This window comes from Allobosea sp. 05T439, from assembly GCF_056396005.1.
The window spans coordinates 1-18,759 of record NZ_JBFTKP010000029.1; the positions used below are offsets into that span (position 1 = coordinate 1).

General features: G+C 65.8%; 16 protein-coding genes. 5 read left to right on the plus strand and 11 right to left on the minus strand.

What is annotated here, in order from left to right; all coding sequences use genetic code 11:
• The 5 genes from AC1DIO_RS25565 to AC1DIO_RS25585 all read right to left on the minus strand — a co-directional run.
• Positions 1-732 (minus strand): transposase family protein (locus AC1DIO_RS25565; RefSeq protein WP_476854274.1); only part of this gene is annotated, 732 nt, incomplete at its 3' end.
• Between the two features lie 57 nt (positions 733-789).
• On the minus strand, positions 790-1,899 hold the full coding sequence (locus AC1DIO_RS25570; protein WP_441507827.1) for an ABC transporter ATP-binding protein: 1,110 nt from the start codon (positions 1,897-1,899) through the stop codon (positions 790-792).
• Positions 1,900-1,903: 4 nt separating this feature from the next.
• On the minus strand, positions 1,904-3,433 hold the full coding sequence (gene argH / locus AC1DIO_RS25575; protein WP_441507828.1) for an argininosuccinate lyase: 1,530 nt from the start codon (positions 3,431-3,433) through the stop codon (positions 1,904-1,906).
• Positions 3,434-3,440: 7 nt separating this feature from the next.
• Positions 3,441-4,307, minus strand: coding sequence for a carbohydrate ABC transporter permease (locus tag AC1DIO_RS25580; RefSeq protein WP_441490308.1), 867 nt, complete (start codon positions 4,305-4,307; stop codon positions 3,441-3,443).
• Positions 4,304-5,200: a carbohydrate ABC transporter permease gene (locus AC1DIO_RS25585; protein WP_441490307.1), complete on the minus strand. Its 897-nt coding sequence runs from the start codon at positions 5,198-5,200 to the stop codon at positions 4,304-4,306. Before AC1DIO_RS25585 ends, AC1DIO_RS25580 begins: the two co-directional genes overlap by 4 nt.
• Positions 5,201-5,349: 149 nt before the next feature.
• Between AC1DIO_RS25585 and AC1DIO_RS25590 the strand changes: the two genes are divergently transcribed.
• Complete coding sequence (locus tag AC1DIO_RS25590) at positions 5,350-6,609, plus strand: ROK family protein (protein WP_476854275.1); 1,260 nt, start codon at positions 5,350-5,352, stop codon at positions 6,607-6,609.
• Positions 6,610-6,655: 46 nt separating this feature from the next.
• Here the strand turns inward: AC1DIO_RS25590 and AC1DIO_RS25595 are convergent, their stop codons facing one another.
• Positions 6,656-7,522, minus strand: coding sequence for an MBL fold metallo-hydrolase (locus AC1DIO_RS25595; protein ID WP_441507830.1), 867 nt, complete (start codon positions 7,520-7,522; stop codon positions 6,656-6,658).
• Positions 7,523-7,608: 86 nt separating this feature from the next.
• Here AC1DIO_RS25595 and AC1DIO_RS25600 point away from each other — a divergent pair, with 86 nt between their 5' ends.
• Positions 7,609-8,898, plus strand: coding sequence for an extracellular solute-binding protein (locus AC1DIO_RS25600; protein ID WP_441490304.1), 1,290 nt, complete (start codon positions 7,609-7,611; stop codon positions 8,896-8,898).
• 58 nt (positions 8,899-8,956) lie between these two features.
• On the opposite strand, the gene AC1DIO_RS25605 is transcribed toward AC1DIO_RS25600, so the two are convergent.
• Genes AC1DIO_RS25605 through AC1DIO_RS25620 form a run of 4 tightly spaced genes read right to left on the minus strand, consistent with a single transcriptional unit; the run spans position 8,957 to position 13,574 of the window.
• Positions 8,957-10,204 carry a Gfo/Idh/MocA family protein gene (locus AC1DIO_RS25605; protein WP_441490303.1) on the minus strand — a complete coding sequence of 416 codons (1,248 nt, stop codon included), beginning with the start codon at positions 10,202-10,204 and terminating at the stop codon, positions 8,957-8,959.
• A gap of 13 nt (positions 10,205-10,217) precedes the next feature.
• Entirely contained in the window at positions 10,218-11,084 is an 867-nt protein-coding gene (locus AC1DIO_RS25610; RefSeq protein WP_441507831.1) for an ABC transporter permease, read from the minus strand.
• Positions 11,081-12,022 carry an ABC transporter permease gene (locus tag AC1DIO_RS25615; protein ID WP_069877829.1) on the minus strand — a complete coding sequence of 314 codons (942 nt, stop codon included), beginning with the start codon at positions 12,020-12,022 and terminating at the stop codon, positions 11,081-11,083. Before AC1DIO_RS25615 ends, AC1DIO_RS25610 begins: the two co-directional genes overlap by 4 nt.
• A 31-nt stretch (positions 12,023-12,053) precedes the next feature.
• Positions 12,054-13,574, minus strand: coding sequence for an ABC transporter substrate-binding protein (locus AC1DIO_RS25620; RefSeq protein ID WP_441507832.1), 1,521 nt, complete (start codon positions 13,572-13,574; stop codon positions 12,054-12,056).
• 199 nt (positions 13,575-13,773) lie between these two features.
• Between AC1DIO_RS25620 and AC1DIO_RS25625 the strand changes: the two genes are divergently transcribed.
• The 3 genes from AC1DIO_RS25625 to ggt are packed head-to-tail and all read left to right on the plus strand — an operon-like array spanning position 13,774 to position 17,375.
• Positions 13,774-15,015: an ROK family transcriptional regulator gene (locus tag AC1DIO_RS25625; RefSeq protein WP_476854288.1), complete on the plus strand. Its 1,242-nt coding sequence runs from the start codon at positions 13,774-13,776 to the stop codon at positions 15,013-15,015.
• The gene (nagB, locus tag AC1DIO_RS25630; RefSeq protein WP_441507833.1) at positions 15,012-15,761 is read left to right on the plus strand and encodes a glucosamine-6-phosphate deaminase; all 750 of its coding nucleotides are present in this window, start codon (positions 15,012-15,014) and stop codon (positions 15,759-15,761) included. Before AC1DIO_RS25625 ends, nagB begins: the two co-directional genes overlap by 4 nt.
• A 21-nt stretch (positions 15,762-15,782) precedes the next feature.
• Complete coding sequence (gene ggt, locus AC1DIO_RS25635) at positions 15,783-17,375, plus strand: gamma-glutamyltransferase (protein ID WP_441507834.1); 1,593 nt, start codon at positions 15,783-15,785, stop codon at positions 17,373-17,375.
• A gap of 106 nt (positions 17,376-17,481) precedes the next feature.
• Here the strand turns inward: ggt and AC1DIO_RS25640 are convergent, their stop codons facing one another.
• Positions 17,482-18,717, minus strand: a complete 1,236-nt coding sequence (locus tag AC1DIO_RS25640; protein WP_441490297.1) for an MFS transporter — start codon at positions 18,715-18,717, stop codon at positions 17,482-17,484.
• Between the last annotated feature and the right edge of the window lie 42 nt (positions 18,718-18,759).

The following is an 18,759-nucleotide window of genomic DNA, read 5'->3' on the forward strand; positions in this document are numbered from 1 at the left end:
CTGGATCCTGTGTTTGCTATGGCTGGGAGCGATCCCGTTGACGGTGGAAACCATCTGGATCAGCTTACTGCTGACGTCGGCGATCTGCCGGCGCGATGAGACCTGTTGGCCAAAGCCCAAAGCTGCTTCCCGACATAGGACGTTGTCCGTGAGAACGGTGTGGACCCGGTACGGTACCGCGTCGATCAGAGCCACCAGGAAGGCAGAAGCCGAGGTCCGGCCGGTCTTCCTGACCACCTGGACGAAGGCGAATTTGCTCGTGCGATCAATGGCCACGTAGAGGTAGAGCTTGCCCTCGGCAGTCTGTACCTCGGCGATGTCGATATGGACGTAGCCGATCGGGTAGGACTTGAAGCGCCTYTTCGGCTCCTTGTCTCCTGCCACCTCCGGCAACCGGCTGATGCCATGACGCTGCAGGCAGCGGTGCAATGATGAGCGCGTCAGATGCGGGATCGTCGCCTGCAGAGCATAGAGGCAATCGTCGAGCGGCAGCAGAGTATGCCGGCGGAAGGCGACGATCACCGCCTCCTCCTCGATCGACAGCACGGTCGATCGAGGCTCGCATGGACCGGTCTTGAGATCCGCCGTCGAGCTCCGTCTCTTCCACTTGGCCACCGTCTTCTGGTTGATGCCGTAGCGCTTCGCCAGAGCCCTCAGGCTCTCTTGACTATGCTGTATCGCTCGACGAACCGCCTCTGTCGTCGTGGCGCTCCCATGGTGAACCTGGCCCATAGCGCCTCCTTCCACTCACGCGAAAAGACTGCACCATCAAAGCCCGGGATCAAACASCTAGGAAAGGCGCAGCCGCGTCTCCGCATCGAACAGGTGTAGCCGGTCGAGATCGCATGCGAGTTTCACTGCCGCTCCGGCGGCAGGTACGAAGCGGCCATCAGCCATGCCGACCACTTCGCGGCCGGCGAGCTTGACGATGACCTGCGTCGTGACGCCGAGGGGTTCGGCTACGACCACCGTGGCATTGAGCTTCTGCCGCCCCGCGGAGGTGAGGTCGGGTGCATCGAGCGGCTCGACCGTGAGATTGTCGGGCCGCAGGCCCATCAAAACCGTGCTGCGGTCGCCGAGGCGCGCGCCCGCGTCAGGGGCGAGAGTGAGCGCCGCGCCACCGGGCTCCAACGCCAGCGCGGGCATCCCGTTCTGCTGGACCACGGAGACCTCCAGCAGGTTCATCGTCGGCGTGCCGATGAAACCGGCAACAAAGGCGCTCGCAGGGGTGTGAAACACGTCGAGCGGCGTGCCGACCTGCTCGATCCGTCCGTCGCGCATGATCACGATTCTGTCAGCGAGAGTCATCGCCTCGATCTGGTCATGCGTCACATAGACGATCGTGGTGCCGATCGACTGGTGCAGCCGCTTGATCTCGGTGCGCATCTGGCCGCGCAGCTGGGCGTCGAGATTGGAGAGCGGTTCGTCGAACAGGAAGACGGTGGGATCGCGCACGATGGCGCGGCCCATGGCGACGCGCTGGCGTTGGCCGCCGGAGAGCGCATTAGGCCGGCGTTCGAGCAGGTCGGTCAGCCCAAGCAGCGCGGCCGCTTCGCGTACCTTGCGGTCGATCTCGGCCTTCGGCAGTTTTGCAGCGTAGAGGCCGAAGGCGATGTTCCGGTGCACCGTCATATGCGGGTAGAGCGCATAGTTCTGGAACACCATCGCGATGTTCCGGTCCTTGGGCTCCAGCGTGTTCACGACGCGGCCGCCGATCGAGATCGTGCCGTCGCTGAGGCTCTCGAGCCCGGCGATCATCCTGAGTGTTGTCGACTTGCCGCAGCCTGAAGGACCGACCACGACGATGAACTCGCCATCGGCGATCTCGAGGTCGATGCCGTGGACAATGCCGACATCGCCATAGCGCTTGACGACCTTGCTGAGCGAAACGCTGGCCATCGGCTCAAAGTCCCTTCGGCGCGGAGAATGAGGCAATGGCGCCGGACAGCGTCTTGCCCGCTGCGGCGTCCCGCGCAGCGTGACGGGCAATCAGCTCCCGCGCCTCTGCAGCCTGTGCCTCGTAGAGGGAGAGGCTTTCGGCGATCGCGGCAGGGGCCGGTCCGCCTGGGAGGGTCCGCACCGAGACGAAATACTCGGGCGTCACGGCCTCGCGGAATTCGGCCTCGGTCAACACCGGGTCGCGGTCGGTGACCTTGCGGAACAAGGCGACGAACTCGGCATAGGGCACCGTGCCAAGGGTCTGCCGGGTCGCCTGCAGGTGCTTTGCCATCGCGGCGGCGACATGATGCGTGATGGCGAAGGGCAGTTTTTCGCGGCGCACCAGCGTGTCGGCGAGCTCGGTGATCGTGGCGTAGGACGCCTCGATATTCGCCCGCGCCCGCGTCTCGTCGACCTTGGCGGATGCGAAGACCCCGCCGAGAAGGCTGAGCGCGCGTTCGGCCATGACGAAGGCTTCGTAGCCCTGACCATGGACCTCGTGCTCATTGTCGTTCATGTCGGTGAAGGGCGTATTGTGCAAGGCGAGCAGCACCGCGTCGCATTTGCCCCCGGTGAGCGAAGCCATCAGGCGCAGATGCTCGACGGGAACCGGATTGCGCTTCTGCGGCATGATCGAGGAGATCTGCACGAAGCCGTCGGAGAAGCGCAGTTGCCCGACCTCGAACGAGGTCCAGAAGGCGAGGTCCTGCGCGAAACGGCCGAGATTCAGCGCCAGCACCCGCAGGGCCGAATAGACGCCGGCGGTATAGTCGCTCGAGGCGATGCAGCCATAGGAGTTCCGCAGGAAATCGGGGAAGCCGAGCAGGTCTGCGACGCGGGCGCGGTCGAGCGGGAAGCCTGTCGTGGTGATGGCAGCTGCGCCCATCGTGCTGAGGTCGACGACCTCGCGCGCCTGCATMAGCCGGGTCACGTCGCGCAGCAACACCTCGATCACTGCGCCGAGATAGTGGCCATAGGTCGAAGGCTGGGCCGGCTGGCCGTGTGTATAGGCGAGGATCAGCGTGCCGGCCTCCTCGCGCGAGCGCCGGATCAGCGTTGTGATCAGGTCGAGCAGCTGCAGGCCGAGCGTGTCGAGCCGCTCGCGCAGCGCGAGCTTGAACAGGGTGTGGTCGATATCGTTGCGCGAGCGCCCGGTATGCAGGCGCCCGGCGATGTCCTTGCCTATCAGCGCCGCGAGCTTGGTCTCGATGAAGAAGAACAGGTCCTCATGCTCGCCGGTATAAGCGGCGGGTTCGGCTCCGGTGAGTTCACGTTCCACGATGTCGAGAGCGCCAAAGATCGCCGCCGCCTCGGGGCGGGTCAGCAGGCTCTGCTCGGCCAGCATGACGCCATGGGCGCGGTGCAGGCGCAGGAGATGGGCGAGATGATGCATCTGGCTATGGGCAAAGCCCGGCGCCAGCACGGTGCGGGCATAGACCGGCGCCGGAAAACGGTCGTCGCTGCCGGAAGGGGCGTCGGGCGTAAGCGCGTTCATGCGAGAATCAGCCTTTCAGGCCCGCGAGCACGACGCCGCGGATGATGTAGCGCTGGAAGATGACGAAGACGACGAGCGTCGGCAGCGTCGCGATGGTGGCACCGGCCATGATMAGCTCCCAATCGGTCAGGAACTCGCCGGAGAACGAGGCAAGGCCGACCGGCAGTGTGTAGAGCGCACGGTCATTTGTGGCGATCAGCGGCCAGAGGAAGGCGGTCCAATTGCCGAGGAAGGTGAAGATCGCCAGGGCCGACAGCGCCGGCGTCACCAGCGGCAAAGCCACCTTCCACCAGATCGCGAATTCGCCGAGCCCATCGATACGCGCGGCATGGATGTAGTCGTCGGGCACGCCGGCGAAGAACTGCCGCATCAGGAAGACGCCGAAGCCGGTCATCAGTCCGGGAAACATGATGCCCCAATAGCTGTTCAGCCAGCCGAAATTCTTGGCCATCAGATACCAGGGCACTACCAGCATCTCGGTCGGGATCATCAGCGTCGTCAGGATGGCGATGAACACCACCTCGCGGCCGCGGAACTTGAACTTGGCGAGCGTGTAGCCGATCAGCGAATCGAAGAAGAGCACGGACAGGGTGACGAGGAGGCTCGTCACCAGCGAGTTGACGAACCACAGGCCGAAGCGCGTGTTCTTGAAGATATAAACGTAGTTCTCGAAGGTCGGTTCGCGCGGGATGATGTTGAGTTCATAGACCTCGTTGGAGAGCTTCAGCGAGGTTGCGACCATGTAGAGCAGCGGCATCATCATCGCGATGGCGCCCATGGCGAGGAGCGTCCAGGCGAGCACCTGGCCGGGACGAGCGGCGAGTTGCAGCCGCCAGTTCGGCATCGGGGACGCGGCGGAGGTTGCCGTGCTCATGATTTCTCCCGCATCAGCCAGAGTTGGAGGAGGCTGACCGTCAGAAGGATCACGAACAGCACCAATGTCTGCGCCGCCGCATAGCCCATCTGATATGAACGGAAGGCGGTCTCATAGATGTAGAGCACCAGAGGCTTGGTGCTGTTCAGAGGTCCGCCGGCGCCGTTGTCGGTCATGTTGTAGACCGTGTCGAAGATGCGCAGGAAGCCGATCGACGAGATCACCACCAGGAAGACGATGGTGGGCTTGAGCAGGGGCAGGGTGATCTGGCGCAGGATCATCCATTTGCCCGCGCCGTCGATCCGCGCCGCCTCGTAATAGCTCGACGGAATGGCACGCAAGCCCGCCATGAACAGCACGATCTGGAAGCCGAGCCCGGCCCAGATCGCCGGCGTCAGCACTGCATAGAGCGCCTGCGTCGTCGAGCGCAGGAAGGGCTGCGCATCGAGCCCGACCGCGTTCAGCATGTTGTTGAGCAGCCCGATCGGTGGCGGCTGGTAGAACCAGCGCCAGACCCAGGCCATCGCGACTGTCGTCGTCAGGTGCGGGATGAAATAGCAGGCCCGGATCAGGCCATGCGCGAAGCGGACCTGATCGAGATAATAGGCGATGACGAAGGACAGGAGCAGGCTGAGCGGCGTGCCGACCATGAGGTAGATGAACGTGTTCTTGAAGGCGAGCCAGAACACCGGATCGCCCATCATCTTCCGGAAATTGTCGAGCCCGATGAAGACCGGTTTCGAGAGCAGGTTCCACTGCATGAAGGCGATGCCGAACGATTCCAGTGCCGGATAGAATCGGATCACCGCGAAGAATGCGATCGGCACGGCAAGGAACGCCCAGGCCGTGAGTGCCTGCTTCGTCTCGATCGTCAATCCCGCGTAGCCCCGCATTCGTCGCATCCCCGTTCCGGCGTCCCCGCTGTGTGTCGTCCGATTAAATCAAGTCCGTTGATTTAATACGAAGCCGGCGACATGATGCAAGCCCTGCTTCGCGCCAGGCCCACAGGCTCTGCATTTCAATCGGAAGGTTCGCGCCGCTCATGAGCGTATCCGGTCTCGCCCCGTTCGATCGCCGCGGCCATCATCGCCGCGTGGTGATCGAGGCGTTKAGGCGTTCCGGTGCAGCCTCGCGCGCGGAGATCGCCGCGGCGACCGGGCTCTCGGCCCAGACCGTCTCGACCGTGACTGACGAGCTGTGTCGCGAAGGACTGGTGAGCATCGTCGGCCGCCGCGCTTCGGCGCGCGGCCAGCCGCCAATCGATCTCGCGCTGGCGCTCGATGGCGGCTTTGCCGTCGGTGTGCAGGTCGAGCCTGGCCGCATGACCGGTATCCTCGTCGATCTCGGCGCCCATGTCCGGGCCGAGCGCAGCATCGATTGCGATACGGGGCGCCCCGATCTCGCCCTCCCGAGCCTGATTTCGCTGGTTGCCGAGTTGGTCGAGCAAGGCCGCATTGCGCGCGCCCGGCTCTGGGGCGTCGGCATCGCATTGCCGGGCCCGTTCGGTGATGTCGCGGAGAGCGAGCAGGACCCGCTAGCCATGGCGGCCTGGTCGCGGCTTCCGTTTCGCGAAGCCTTCTCTGCGGGGCTGAACCTGCCCGTCATCGTCGGCAACGACGCGACGGCTGCGGCAATCGGCGAGCATCTGCATGGAGTTGCGCGCGATCTGCGCAGCTTCGTCTATCTCTACCTTGCCGAAGGCATCGGTGGCGGCCTCTTCGTCGAGGGACAACCGGTGACCGGCGCCTTCGGCAATGCCGGCGAGATTGGCCGCATGATCGTCGGCCACGAGCCTGATCGGGGTGGGCTTGTGACGCTGGAGGCGCGTGCTTCGCTGCATGCGTTGCGTCGGATGCTGGGTGAGGCCGGCGTCGGGGATGCGGACAACTGTGCCGTTGAGCGTCTCTTCGACGGTCACGAGGCGATCGTCGCATGCTGGATCGCCGAGGCCGCGCGCCATTTGCGCATCGCCATCGCCAACATCGAGAACCTGCTCGATCCCGAGACTATCGTGATTGGTGGGCAGGTGCCGGAGCGGGTCCTGGCTGCGCTGATGCAGGCCATCGCGCCGCTGCCGGCCTCCGTCAGCCAGCGCAAGGGCCGACAGCAGCCGCGCTTGCTGACCGGGCGCGCTGGCCGCAATTCGCCGGCTCTCGGCGGCGCGACCTTGCCGTTGTTCAGTGGCCTGACGCCGCATCCGCGTGCGGCAAAACTGCCGAAACCGGCGCGTGCGGCGAGAGCATCGGAGCTAGGAAAAACCCGTCCGGCCAATGGCAGGCGGGATCTGGCGGCGGGGAGCTGAGGCCATGGTGCCGGCTTGTCCCGCAATCGAGATCGAACCGGCCAGCCTATTGGTGGAGCGGTTGGTAGGCGAGGGCGCCCGTCGCGGCGTCCTGTACGATCTGGCCGAAGGCCTCGGACTCGATGAAATGCCCGGCGGCAACGATCGCCCCGGTTCTGGCTGCATGTTCCGCCACGGCGCGGCGGCTCTGCCGCGCCTGATCCTGGTCGCGATCGGCACGATGGCACCACTCGGGAACCGCGATCTGGGCCGGGTTGTGCCAGCTGTCTCCGGCGATCAGGACGGGGCGGCCCGCACCTTCTATCAGGATCGCATGATGGCCGGCGGTATGTCCGGGAGCCGGCAGGAGCGAGGCGGTGATTTTGCCGCTGTCGAAGATCGGCAGTCCAGCCTCTGCGGCCTCGAGCCGACGGCTCTCGACGATGGGCGCGATGCTGCGCCGGAAGGCCGCGACATGGTGCGGCAGGGCGGCTTCCTCGCCCTGAGCCTGCCAGTGCGCGATCTCGGCTGCCGGCGCGAGATAGCGCGCCTGGCTGAAGCGGAGAGCGCCGGTCTCGTCGAGTGCCCAGCCGACATGGTCGAGATGGAAATGGCTGAAGACCACGAGCGAGACTGCGTTCGGATCGAGCCCAGCGGCCTTGAACTCCTCTGGCAGCCGGCCGCCGAGCCCGTCGAAATAGGGACTGGGGCCGGGGCCGAGGCCGGCATCGACCATGAGGATGCGGCCATCGCGGCAGAGCAGCGCGAAGACGCCGAAGCGCGTGTGGAACATCCCGCCGGGGAACCAGCGCGCCGTCAATTCAGGATGCGCCGCGAAATCGGCTTCGGGAAACGCATAGCGCGAAGCAGCCGGCGCTGGCGCGGCATCGGTCAGCGCAAACAGCGTTGCGCCATCGAGGTCCAGTCGCCGCATTTCAGTCTCCAGCCACAGATGCGGGCCGGCGCCCGCCTGTTCCACGCCTGCCATCCTTCACCAGGGACAACAAGGGAGAGTAGACCATGACGACAGACAACCAGGGCTTCCGCCTCAGCCGGCGCAGCTTCGCGACCGGGGCCGCGGCCGCCGGCCTGACCGTGGCGGCGCCGAGTGTGCTGCGTGCCCAGACCGTGCAGATCGAGTACTGGCAGTACTTCTTCAAGGAACGCGTCGAGGCGATGGATGCGCTCATCCAGCAGTTCGAGGCTGCCAATCCGGGCATCAAGGTCAAGCACACGCACTTCCCCTACGCCCAGTACCGGACCAAGACGGCGGCTGCCGTGCCGGCGGGCGAGGGACCCGATGTCCTGCAGCTCTTCTTCGGCTGGATGCGCGAATACGCCAAGTCGAAGCTGATCCAGCCGCTGCCGGCCGAGCATTTCAACGTCGCCGATATCGACAAGAACTATTTCGAGTTCGTCCGGATGATGCGGACGAACGAGGGATACTGGGCGCTTCCGACCGCCGTCCGCAGCCTCGGCCTGTTCTACAACAAGACGCTGCTGAGCAAGCCGGGCGCATCTGGTGGCAAGCCGCCGGTGACGCTTGACGACATGCTGAAGAACGCGCTGGCCGTCACCGAGCGCGACTCGCGTGGCAACATCACCACGGCCGGCGCGACCATCGGCATCCCGTCGCAGGACTACCATTGGTGGCGCGAGATCCTGCTGCGCCAGTTCGGCGGCAAGCCCTACTCGGACGATGGCCGCACCGTGACCTATGCCAACGACGCGGGGGCCGCCTCCTTCGGCTGGTATACCGATCTGCAGCGCAAGCATAAGGTCGCTGCGGCGGGCTTCCTCTCCGAGAGCCAGGCGGCCTTCAAGGCCGGCAAGGCGGCGCAGCATGTCGACGGTTCGTTCCGCCTCGGCACCTTCAAGAGCGCGCGTGGCTTCGACTGGGGCGTCTCGGAAATGCCGACCCATAACGGCATTGCCAGCAACTACGCCTCCTATTGGGTCAATGGCCTGGCGTCGAGCGCGACCGGAGCCAAGCGCGATGCAGCGCTCAAGTTCCTCGCCTTCATCACCACCAATGACGCGATGCAGCTCTGGTTCGAGAAGACCGGCGAGCTGCCGGCCAAGCCCGAGGTCGCACTGAGCGCCAAGAACCTGGCCGATCCGCTTTCCGGCCCGATGCTGGCTGGCCTCAAATACGCCCATGCCACCGATTTCGTGGCGGAAGAGGCTCAGGGCCAGATCTTCCAGGACATGCTCGACCGGGTGCTGCTGCAGAACCAGGATCCGCTCGCGGCCCTGAAGGAGGCTGCCGCTGCCGAGCAGAAGCTGATCGACGACTACTACAAGGCCTGATCCAAGGCTTTGGTCCAAATGTGCTGCCGCCCGGTTCTCCCGGGCGGCAGCGCTGATCTCAGGTCGCCGGCCGCGCGACGACGGGGACGTACTCGTCCAGATCCTCATCGGCGAAGTTCACGGTCCGGCCGAGTTCCGCCGAGCGATAGAGCGCCATCAGCATGTGCACGACGGCGACGCCGTCGGCAAAGGTCTCCTCCGGCATGGTGCCGCGCCGGAACGCCTCGACGAAATGCCGGTTCTCCAGCGTGTAGCCATAGACGCCGGCTTCGTCCTCCAGCACGGGCATCAGGCCGTGCTCGGCATTCTGCTTCTCGACCAGGTCCTCGCCGCTTGCGCCGCTGACCGCGCGCGAGATGAAGATCTTCAGTCCCGTGTTCAGCGAGCTGAACTCCATCGCATATTCCGGCCCGAGCAGTTCGAGCGTGATCCTGAGGCCGGGGCCGACATAGGCCCATGACGTCGTCGCCTCGATCATCAGCTCGTTGCCGTCGGGGTCCCGCAGCGTGATCAGCCCGCGTGCAAAATCCTCCGACGGCCGCTTGGCATAGTCGACCTCAGGGCCCATCCCAGCCTTGAGCTGCTTGACATAGGCCGGCCGGTTCCATTTCAGCGTCGCGACGGTGGCATTGGCGGAGACCAGGGTCAGCGCATCGCGGGGCTCGCCCGGCGCGGTCAGCAGATGGCGGGCGACCTCGACGCTGTGGCACATCATGTCCGAGAGCACGCCGCCGCCCTGCTTCTCGCCCTGCCAGAACCAGGGTTCGTGCGGGCCGCTATGTTCTTCGGCGGCGCGCGCGATATAGGGCCGACCGGCGCCGGGCACGGCGCGACGCCAGATGATCTCGCGCCCGCGCTGCACCGCCGTCGAGAACAGCTGGTTCTCGAGATAGCCGTGCAGCAGCCTGGCATCCTCGGCCAGCCTCAGCATCTCGCGCGCCTCGCGCAGTGTCCGGCCCAGAGGCTTCTCGCAGGCGATGGCGCGCAGGCGGGACCGGCCGGACGTTACCGCCGCGTGGATCTCGCGCATCGTCTCGACGCGCGTGTGGTTCGGGCTCAGCAGCCAGATCGCGTCGATCTCGCCGGAGGTCAGCATGGCCTCGAGGCTGGCGAACGCCTTGCAGGGGCCAAGATCGAGTTCGTTCGCCCGCGCCGCGAGGGCCGCGCGGCGTTCCGCGCGCGGCGAGTAGACCCCGGTGACCGCGACATTGCGGACTCCCATCAGCGCCGTCAGATGGAAATGCGCGATGAAGCCGGAGCCGACGAAGCCGATCCGCAGGGTGGGAAGCAGGGAGTGATCGGGCATGGCCACCTCGTGATCAGTCGCGCGGGTTGAGAACGTCATTGAGCGCATCGCCAAGCAGGTTGAAGCCGATCACGACGACGACGATCGCGAGCCCGGGCCAGATCGCCATCCAGGGGGCCTCCACCAGGAATTGCCGCGCGGCGTCGAGCATGCTGCCCCAGGATGGGTCGGGGGGCGCCTGGCCAAGGCCGAGAAAGGCGAGGCTCGCCTCCGCCAGCACAGCGATCGCCGTGGTCAGCGTTGCCTGCACGACGAGCGGCGGCATGATGTTGGGCAGGATATGCGAGATGATGACCTTGCGATGCGACGCGCCGAGCGAGACCACCGCGCTGACATAGTCTTCTTCCCGCACGATCAGGGTCTGCCCGCGCGCGAGCCGCACGAAGATCGGCATCGCCGAGATGCCGATGGCGATCATGGCGTTCTGCAGGCTTGGGCCGAGGAAGGCGGCAAGCGCGATCGCCAGAACCAGGAACGGACAGGCGAGCAGCGCGTCGGTCAGGCGCGAGATCACGATGTCGACGACACCGCCGAAATATCCGGCGATCAGGCCGAAGGGCACGCCGAAGACCAGTGCGATCGCCACCGAGAGGAAGCCGGCCGCGAGCGAGGCCCTCGCGCCGAAGATGATGCGCGACAGGACGTCCCGGCCCAGATCGTCGGTGCCGAAGGGGTGGGCGAGTGTCGGGCCGAGCCGGATCGCCGACCAGTCCGAGGCATTGGGATCGTAGGGGGCGACCCAGGGGGCGAAGACGGCCATCAGCGCGAAGACGAGCACGATGCCACCGCCGATCAGCGCCGAAGGCTCGCGCAGCAGGCGCTCCCACCCCGTACGGGTCCGCACCGGGACAGAGGGCCCAATGATCTCGACCTGGCTCATCCGCGCAGCTTCGGATTGAGCGCCGCATAGGCGATGTCGGCGAGAAGGCTCATCAGCAGGAAGAAACCGGCCGCACACATCACCACGGCCTGGACCACGGCGTAGTCGCGGCTGAAGACGCCGTCGACGATCATCTTGCCGAAGCCGGGAATACCGAAGACCTGTTCCGTCAGCACGGCGCCGGAGAGGAGCTGCCCGAATTGCAGCGTGCCAAGGGTGACGACCGGGATCAGTCCGTTGCGCAGCGCATGGCGGACCACGACGACATGTTCGCTGAGGCCTTTGGCGCGCGCCGTGCGGACGAAATCCTGCTTCAGCACGGTCAACATCGAGCTGCGGGTATGGCGCATGATGATGGCGCCGGAGGCGGCGCCGAGCACGAGGCTCGGCATGGCCATGGTCTTCAGGTTGCCGAGCGGACTTTCGAAGAAGGGGACGTAGCCGCCTGACGGCAGCCAGCCGAGCGAGACCGAGAACAGCAGGATCAGCATGATCCCGAGCCAGAAGCTCGGGATCGAGAGGCCGGCGAGGCCGAACAGGCTGACGGCGTGGTCGAGCACCGAACCGCGCCACAGGGCGGCGATGATTCCGGCCGGGATTCCGATCGCGACCGCGATCAGCATCGAGAGCGTCGCGAGTTCGATCGTGACCGGCAGTTTCTCTGCGATCATCGTGCCGATCGGCAGTCGGGTTCGGATCGAGAGACCGAAATCGCCCTGCACGAAGGCGCTCAGCCAGCTCCAGTATTGCACCGGCAGGGGCTGGTCGAACTGGTACTTGGCGCGGAGGTACGCGATGATCTCGGGGCTGCGATCCTCGCCGGCGAGTGCGAGCGCGGGGTCGCCGGGCAACAGTTTCTGCAGCCCGAATACCAGGATCGAGACCAGCAGCAGCGTCGGCACCGCGACGGCCAGACGCCCCGCCAGGAAGTTGATCATTCCGCGCCCCTCTCGGCCGCCGGCACGTGCCTCACGGCGCCGGCTTGACGCCCTTCAGCCGCAGCAACCCGTCGGGATACACGCTGAGGCCGCCGACATTGGCGCGCGCCGCGAAGAACCAGTTCGGATGATAAAGCGGGATGCTGGGCAGGTCGGCGAGATAAAGGCCGGTGGCCTTCTCATAGAGCGCCTTGCGCTTGCCGGCGTCACCCTCGGCACGGGCGTTGTTCAGGACGGTTTCGAGATCGCGGTTGCAGTATTTGTTGAAATTCTGCCCGCCGGCGCAGGAGAAGAAGGCGTAGAGGGTCGGATCCGGATCGCCGCGCCCGCTCCAGTTGCCGATATAGACCTCGAAATTGCCCGCGAGATAGCGCTGGATCGCACTCGCCGTTTCGAGCGGCAGAAGCTTGACGTCGAAGCCCGCCTCCTTGGCCATGGATTGCACGATCTGTGCGACGCGCGCATCCGTGAGGGCGTTCTCGAAGGTGATCTCGACCGGCACGCTGGTCACTCCGGCCTGCGCCATCAGGGCCTTGGCCGCGGCGACGTCACGGGCCGGAACCGGATGCGCCTTCGAATGGAACGGGTCCGAGGGCGGGATCATCTGGTTGTCGGCGGTGTATTCACCGTTGAAGGCAACGCGGTTGATGATGGCGCGATCGAGCGAGAGCTCGAAGGCCTTGCGCAGCCGGGCATCCTTCGCCAGGGGGCCGTTGGCCTTCTCGCCATTGCCGAGATTGACCATCAGATGCGAGACGGCGAGACCGGGCGCGCCGTGCAGCTTGAGGCTCTTGTCGTCACGCACGGTCTTGAGATCGGTCGGTGCGACGCGCTCGACGAGATCGAGATCGCCGGCCCGAACGCGCGACAGGCGAACGGTTGAATCCGGCACGTAATAATAGGCCACGCTGTCATAGCCGTAATTGGCGGCGTCCCAGTAATCTGCGAACTTCGTCAGCTTGATCAGGTCGCGCGCCTTGCGCTCGACGAACTTGTAGGGTCCCGCACAGACAGGCGCGTTGGCGAAGTCGTCCTTCGCACCGGCCGCAGGCGAGACCATCATGCCGGCGCGGTCGCTGAGCACGGAGAGCAGGGGGGCGAAAGGCTCCTTGAGCGTCAGGCGCACCTGATCGGGGGCCACGACCTCGACGCCAGCCACCGCTGAAAGCTCGGCCTTCCGGCGAGAGTCCTTCATCGTCAGCATGCGCTCGATGTTGAACTTCACGGCCTCCGCATCGAAGCTGGTGCCGTCGTGGAACTTCACGCCTGGGCGGAGCTTGAAGGTGATCGCCTTCTGATCCGGCGCCCATTCCCAGCTCTGGGCGAGTTGCGGTGCGATCGTCAGGTCAGGCGCAATATCGACGAGCTTGTCGCACATGGCCGCGAAGACGAAGCGGCCGGCATAGGTCCCGCTCGTCGCCGGGTCGAGCGCATCGGGGTCGTCCTGGATGCCGACCCGCAGATTGGTGCCCTGGGCTGAAGCGGCAACTGCAGCGCCTGCCAGACTGGCTGCGAGCGCAGCGGCAAAAACCAATGGTCTAGAATTTCGCATGATCCAGCCTCCCGAGCCGTCTCGTCACCAGCTGCCGCCGAGGCGGCGCCGTCTTGAGCGTGATGCTGACGGGAATGCATGCACGTGCTCTCGAGTTTGTAAAGACACCTGACGAACAATGCCGCTCGGCAAGAGGATTTAGTTGCATCTTGCATGTGCGAGATTGACAATTGGCAAGAACGATCCGTTATTAGTTCGCATGGTTGACGAATTGACGGATGAACCGCCTCGCGCAGAGGCTTACTCCACGCCGGTTGCGCGCCAGATGTCGGTGCGCTCGGTGATTGAGGCCGTGCTGCATCGCGGCCCGATTTCACGTGCCGAGCTGGCCCGCATCACCGGCCTGTCGAAGCAGACGACCTCCGAGGTCGTGCGCGCGCTGGAGGATAGCGGCTGGCTGCGTGTGCGTGGGCAGACGCAGGGCGCGGTGGGACGAAGTGCCGTGACCTACGAGATCCAGCAGGACGCCGCTTTCGTGCTCGGCGTGGATCTCGGGGGCACCAAGATCCACGCCGCGCTTGCCAATGTGGTCGGTACGATCGTCGCGGAAGAGATGGAGCCGACGGATTCGCGCGGCGGCCTTGCGGTGGTAGAACAGATCGGCGCGCTGGCTGAGCGGCTGGCGCGCAAGGCCGGCCTCGCTCCGGGCGGCCTGCGCTGCGCCGCCATGGGCAGTCCGGGCGTCGTCGATCCACGCTCGGGCAAGATCGAGATCGCGCCCAACATCCCCGGCTTCGACCGCATCCGGGTGGCGGACGAGCTCGAGCGCCGTCTCGGCTGTGCCGTGGTGATCKAGAATGACGTCAATCTCGCAGCGATGGGCGAGCAATGGCAGGGCTGCTGCAAGGACGTCCGCAACTTCGCCTTCATCGCGATGGGCACCGGCATCGGCATGGGCCTTGTTCTGGATGGGCGACTTGCCCGCGGCGCCAGCGGGGCTGCTGGCGAAATCGCCTTTCTGCCGGTTGGCGGCGATCCTTTCGACTCGCGCGGCCAGTTCCATGGCCCCTTTGAGACCGCGATCGGCAGCGTAGCCATCCTTCAGCGTTACCGCGGCTTTGGCGGTCGCATGGCGCAGGATGTGCGCGGTGTCTTCGCGCAGCTCGCCCAGGGCGAAGAGGCCGCCATCGCGACACTCGACGAGACGGCGCGCGTCATGGTCCAGGGCATGATGGCGATCCGCGCCGTGGTMGACCCTGAACTGATTGTGCTCGGCGGCAGCATTGGCGTGCGCGAAGAACTGATCTCGCGACTGCGTACGCTCGTAGCCCGGCATCTCGGGGGAGCCCTGCGGATCGAGCCGAGCGCGCTTGGCAGCCGCGCGACGCTTGTCGGAGCCGTCGGCACGGCGCTGTCACGAATCCATGACAGCCTGTTCGGCCTGACCAGCCTCCAGAGCGACTTCGCTCTCCCCGTCGGGAAGGCGACCGAGACAGCATGAACGCCCATGTCACTGCCCCCGGCCTCGTCGTGCTCGACGATGCCGCTACCGTTGCCGCGGATGTCGCGAACAGGATCGTGGCGGAACTCTTGTCGCGGCCTTCGACCGTGCTTGGCCTGGCGACAGGCGAGACGATGCGCCCGGTCTACGGCGAGTTGGTTGCGGCCTATCGCGCCGGGCGGGTCTCCTTTGCCGCGAGCACAAGCTTCAATCTCGACGATTATGTCGGCGTGCCGCCGCAGCACCCGGCCTCGTTCCCGCGTTTCATGAATGAGACGCTGTTCGACAAGGTCGATGCCGATCGCTCCCGCACCTTCATGCCAGACGGCAATGCGTTCGATCTCGCTCGTGAGGCGGCAGCCTATGAAGCCGCTATCGCGGCGGCCGGCGGCATCGACCTGCAGCTGCTGGGCATCGGCTCCAACGGCCATATCGCCTTCAACGAACCCGGTTCGGATTTTACCTCGCGTACGCGCCAGGTCGCGCTCGCGGCCTCGACTCAGGAAGCGAACCAGGGGCCCTTCGACGGAAGCGAAACGGTGCCGGAATTCGGCATCACCATGGGGATCGGGACGATTCTGGAGGCGGGCCGGATCATCCTGATCGCTACCGGAGCGGGGAAGGCGGCGGCTGTGGCCCGCGCGGTCAAGGGGCCCCTCGATCCTGCCTGCCCTGCGTCGATCCTCAGGACACATCGCGCCGCGATCATGATATGCGACCGCGCAGCAGCAGCCGGTTTGAGCTGACGACAAAGGGAAGAGACGACCATGTTCGGGACGCGGGATTTCACCAGACCGGGGCGTTCGCTGGCGGTGGCAGAGAACGGGATGGCGGCGACCTCCCACCCCGCGGCCACATTGGCGGCGCTTGGCATCCTGAAGGCGGGCGGTAATGCGATCGATGCGGCGATCGCCGCCGTGGCGATGCAGGGCGTCATCGACCCCCATATGACCGGCATCGGCGGTGACTGTTTCGCGATCTACGCTCAGCCCGGCAAGGCGCCGATCGCGCTCAATGGCTCCGGGCGTGCACCCGCGGCGGCGACGCTGGCTTGGTTCCGCGAGCAGGGCATGACCTCGATTGCCGATAACTCACCCCATGCCGTGACGGTTCCAGGCGCGGCCGATGCCTGGTGCCGGCTCTCGGCCGACCATGGCCGCCTCAGCCTGGAGGAAGTGCTGCAGCCCGCCATCAAGGCGGCGGAGGACGGCTTCCTGGTGACCCCGCGCGTCGCCCATGACTGGGCGATCTACGCCAATCGCCTGCGTAAATATGAAGGTGCGGCCGCTGTCTATTTGCCGGGCGGCGAAGCCCCCCGCGTCGGCGATCGCATGACCCATCCCGCGCTCGGGCGGACGCTGCGCCGGCTCGGCCAGCACGGACGCGACGCCTTCTATCGCGGGCCAGTGGCGGACGAGATCGTTTCCGTCCTCAATCGCAACGGCGCTCTGCATGTCGCGGATGACTTCGTCGGCCAGACCTCCGACTATGTCGAGCCGATTTCAGCCGAATATCGTGGCTATCGCCTGCACGAGTGCCCGCCGAACGGCCAGGGGCTGACGGCACTGATCATCGCCCGCATCCTCGAGGGTTTCGATCTCGCCGAGGGGCGCGTCAGCGAGGCCGATCGTATCCATCTGCTGGCGGAGGCGACGAAGGCTGCCTATCACCAGCGCGACCTGCTCGTTGCCGATCCGGCCTTTGCGCCTGTCGATGTGCAGCAGGTTCTGTCGGATGCCTTCATCGGCCGCCTGCGCGACCGGATCGACATGAAGCGGGCGCAGCCCGCCGTCGACGACGACATGCCGGTGCATCGCGACACGGTCTATCTCACCGTGGTCGATCGCGATCGTAACGCCGTCTCCTTCATCAATTCGTTGTTCTGGGCCTTCGGCAGCGGCATCTATGCGCCTGAATCCGGTGTGATGCTGCAGAACCGTGGCGCCGGCTTCCGGTTGATCGAGGGCCATCCCAACGCGATCGCGCCGCGCAAGCGCCCGCTCCACACCATCATCCCGGCGCTGCTGACCAAGGATGGCCGCACCCAGATGACCTATGGCGTGATGGGCGGCCAGTATCAGGCGACCGGCCACGCGCATGTCCTGTCTTCGATGCTCGATCGTGGCGACGACCCGCAGCAGGCGGCCGACCGCCCGCGCAGCTTCGTCGCCGAGGGCAAGCTCACGGTCGAGTCGACGATCGGCCCCGAGATCCGCGCCGATCTCGCCGCGCGCGGCCATGATGTCTCGGTGCTGCCCGAGCCGACCGGCGGCTGCCAGGCCATCTGGATCGACGAGGCGCGGGGCGTCCTGCTCGGCGGCTCCGATCAGCGCAAGGACGGCATGGCGCTCGGCTACTGAGCCTGGCGCCGGCACACCGAGCCCGCTCGGCGTATGATATGAACAGGGCCCGCCTGGCACAGGCGGGCCGCTTTGCGAGAGCTGTCTGTCGCTTTGTAAGAGCTGCCTATCGCGGTCTCGGCCCGATATCCGGCATGGACGGTGGCCGTGTGCTGCGCTCGGAGCCGAGGCTTGCCGCCGGCGGCTTTTTCAACAGCCGCACAGCGAGATAGCCGACGAGGCCGGCCGATAGCAGGCCGATATAGGCCAGCAACGCCTGCGGCCCGAACACTTGCATGAACCCGGTGGCGACGATCGGGCCGATGGCTGCGCCCGTTCCCCAGAGGAAGAGCAGCCCGGCCGAAAGGCCGACCGCCTGATCCTGCCCCAGCCTGAGATAGGCATGCGTGACCGCGACGGTGTAGAGCGCAACGCTGCAGCCCCCGATCAGCGCGAAGAGGGTGTAGGACCAGAGCTTGGCGTGCGGAGCATTGGCGAAGAGCACGGCGCCGAGCGCTGCGGCAGCGAGCGTCACGATCGTTGCCGCGCCCAGCATGATGATGCGGCTGTCGATCCGGTCGGCCATCAGGCCGATCGGCCATTGCAGGATCAGCGCGCCGATCTGGATCGAGGCGGTCAGCAGGATGGCCGATTGCTGGTCGAGACCGATGAGGATGCCATAGGCCGGGGCGACATTGGTCAGCACCCCGCCCATCAATCCGACGTAAAGACAACCGACGACGGCAGCCGGGGCCTGGAGCCAGAGCGTCTTCAGCTTGACCGAGACGAGCTCGTGCGATTCCGGGGCTCTCGTGCGCGTCAGCCCGACCGGGATGAGCGCCAGCGAAAAAGCGGCGCTCGCGATCAGGAAGATGTCGTGGGATTCGATGGCGACATAGCCGATCCCGATCTGCGAGCCGATCAGTGCGAGGCGATTGAGGATCTGGTAGGCGCCGAAAATCCGGCCGCGATGGCTCGAAGGCGCCTGTCCGCTGATCCAGCTTTCGATGCAGATGCCGTGCCCGGCTGCGGCCACGCCCATGATGAAGCGCGAGACGCCCCACCATTCCACCGGCATGGCCGGAAAGCTCAGCGCAAGCACCGATTGCACCGCGGCAAAGACCGCAAAGCCACGGATATGGCCGATCCGCCGGATCAGCGAGGGGATAGCGAAACAGCCGAGCAGGAAGCCGAGCGAATAGGCGGAACCGACGATGCCGATGAGGAGAGGAGGCTGCTTTTCGACCGCCAGGCGCAGGGGTACGACCGTGTGAATGATCGTGCTTGCGATCTGCAGGATCAGGGCACCGGTGACGATCGCACCGAGGGCTGCGACAGAGCCGGTCTGGCTTTTCTCCGTCACCGGCCTGTCCACCCGTCGGCGAGCCGCTCGTCGCGGAGCTGG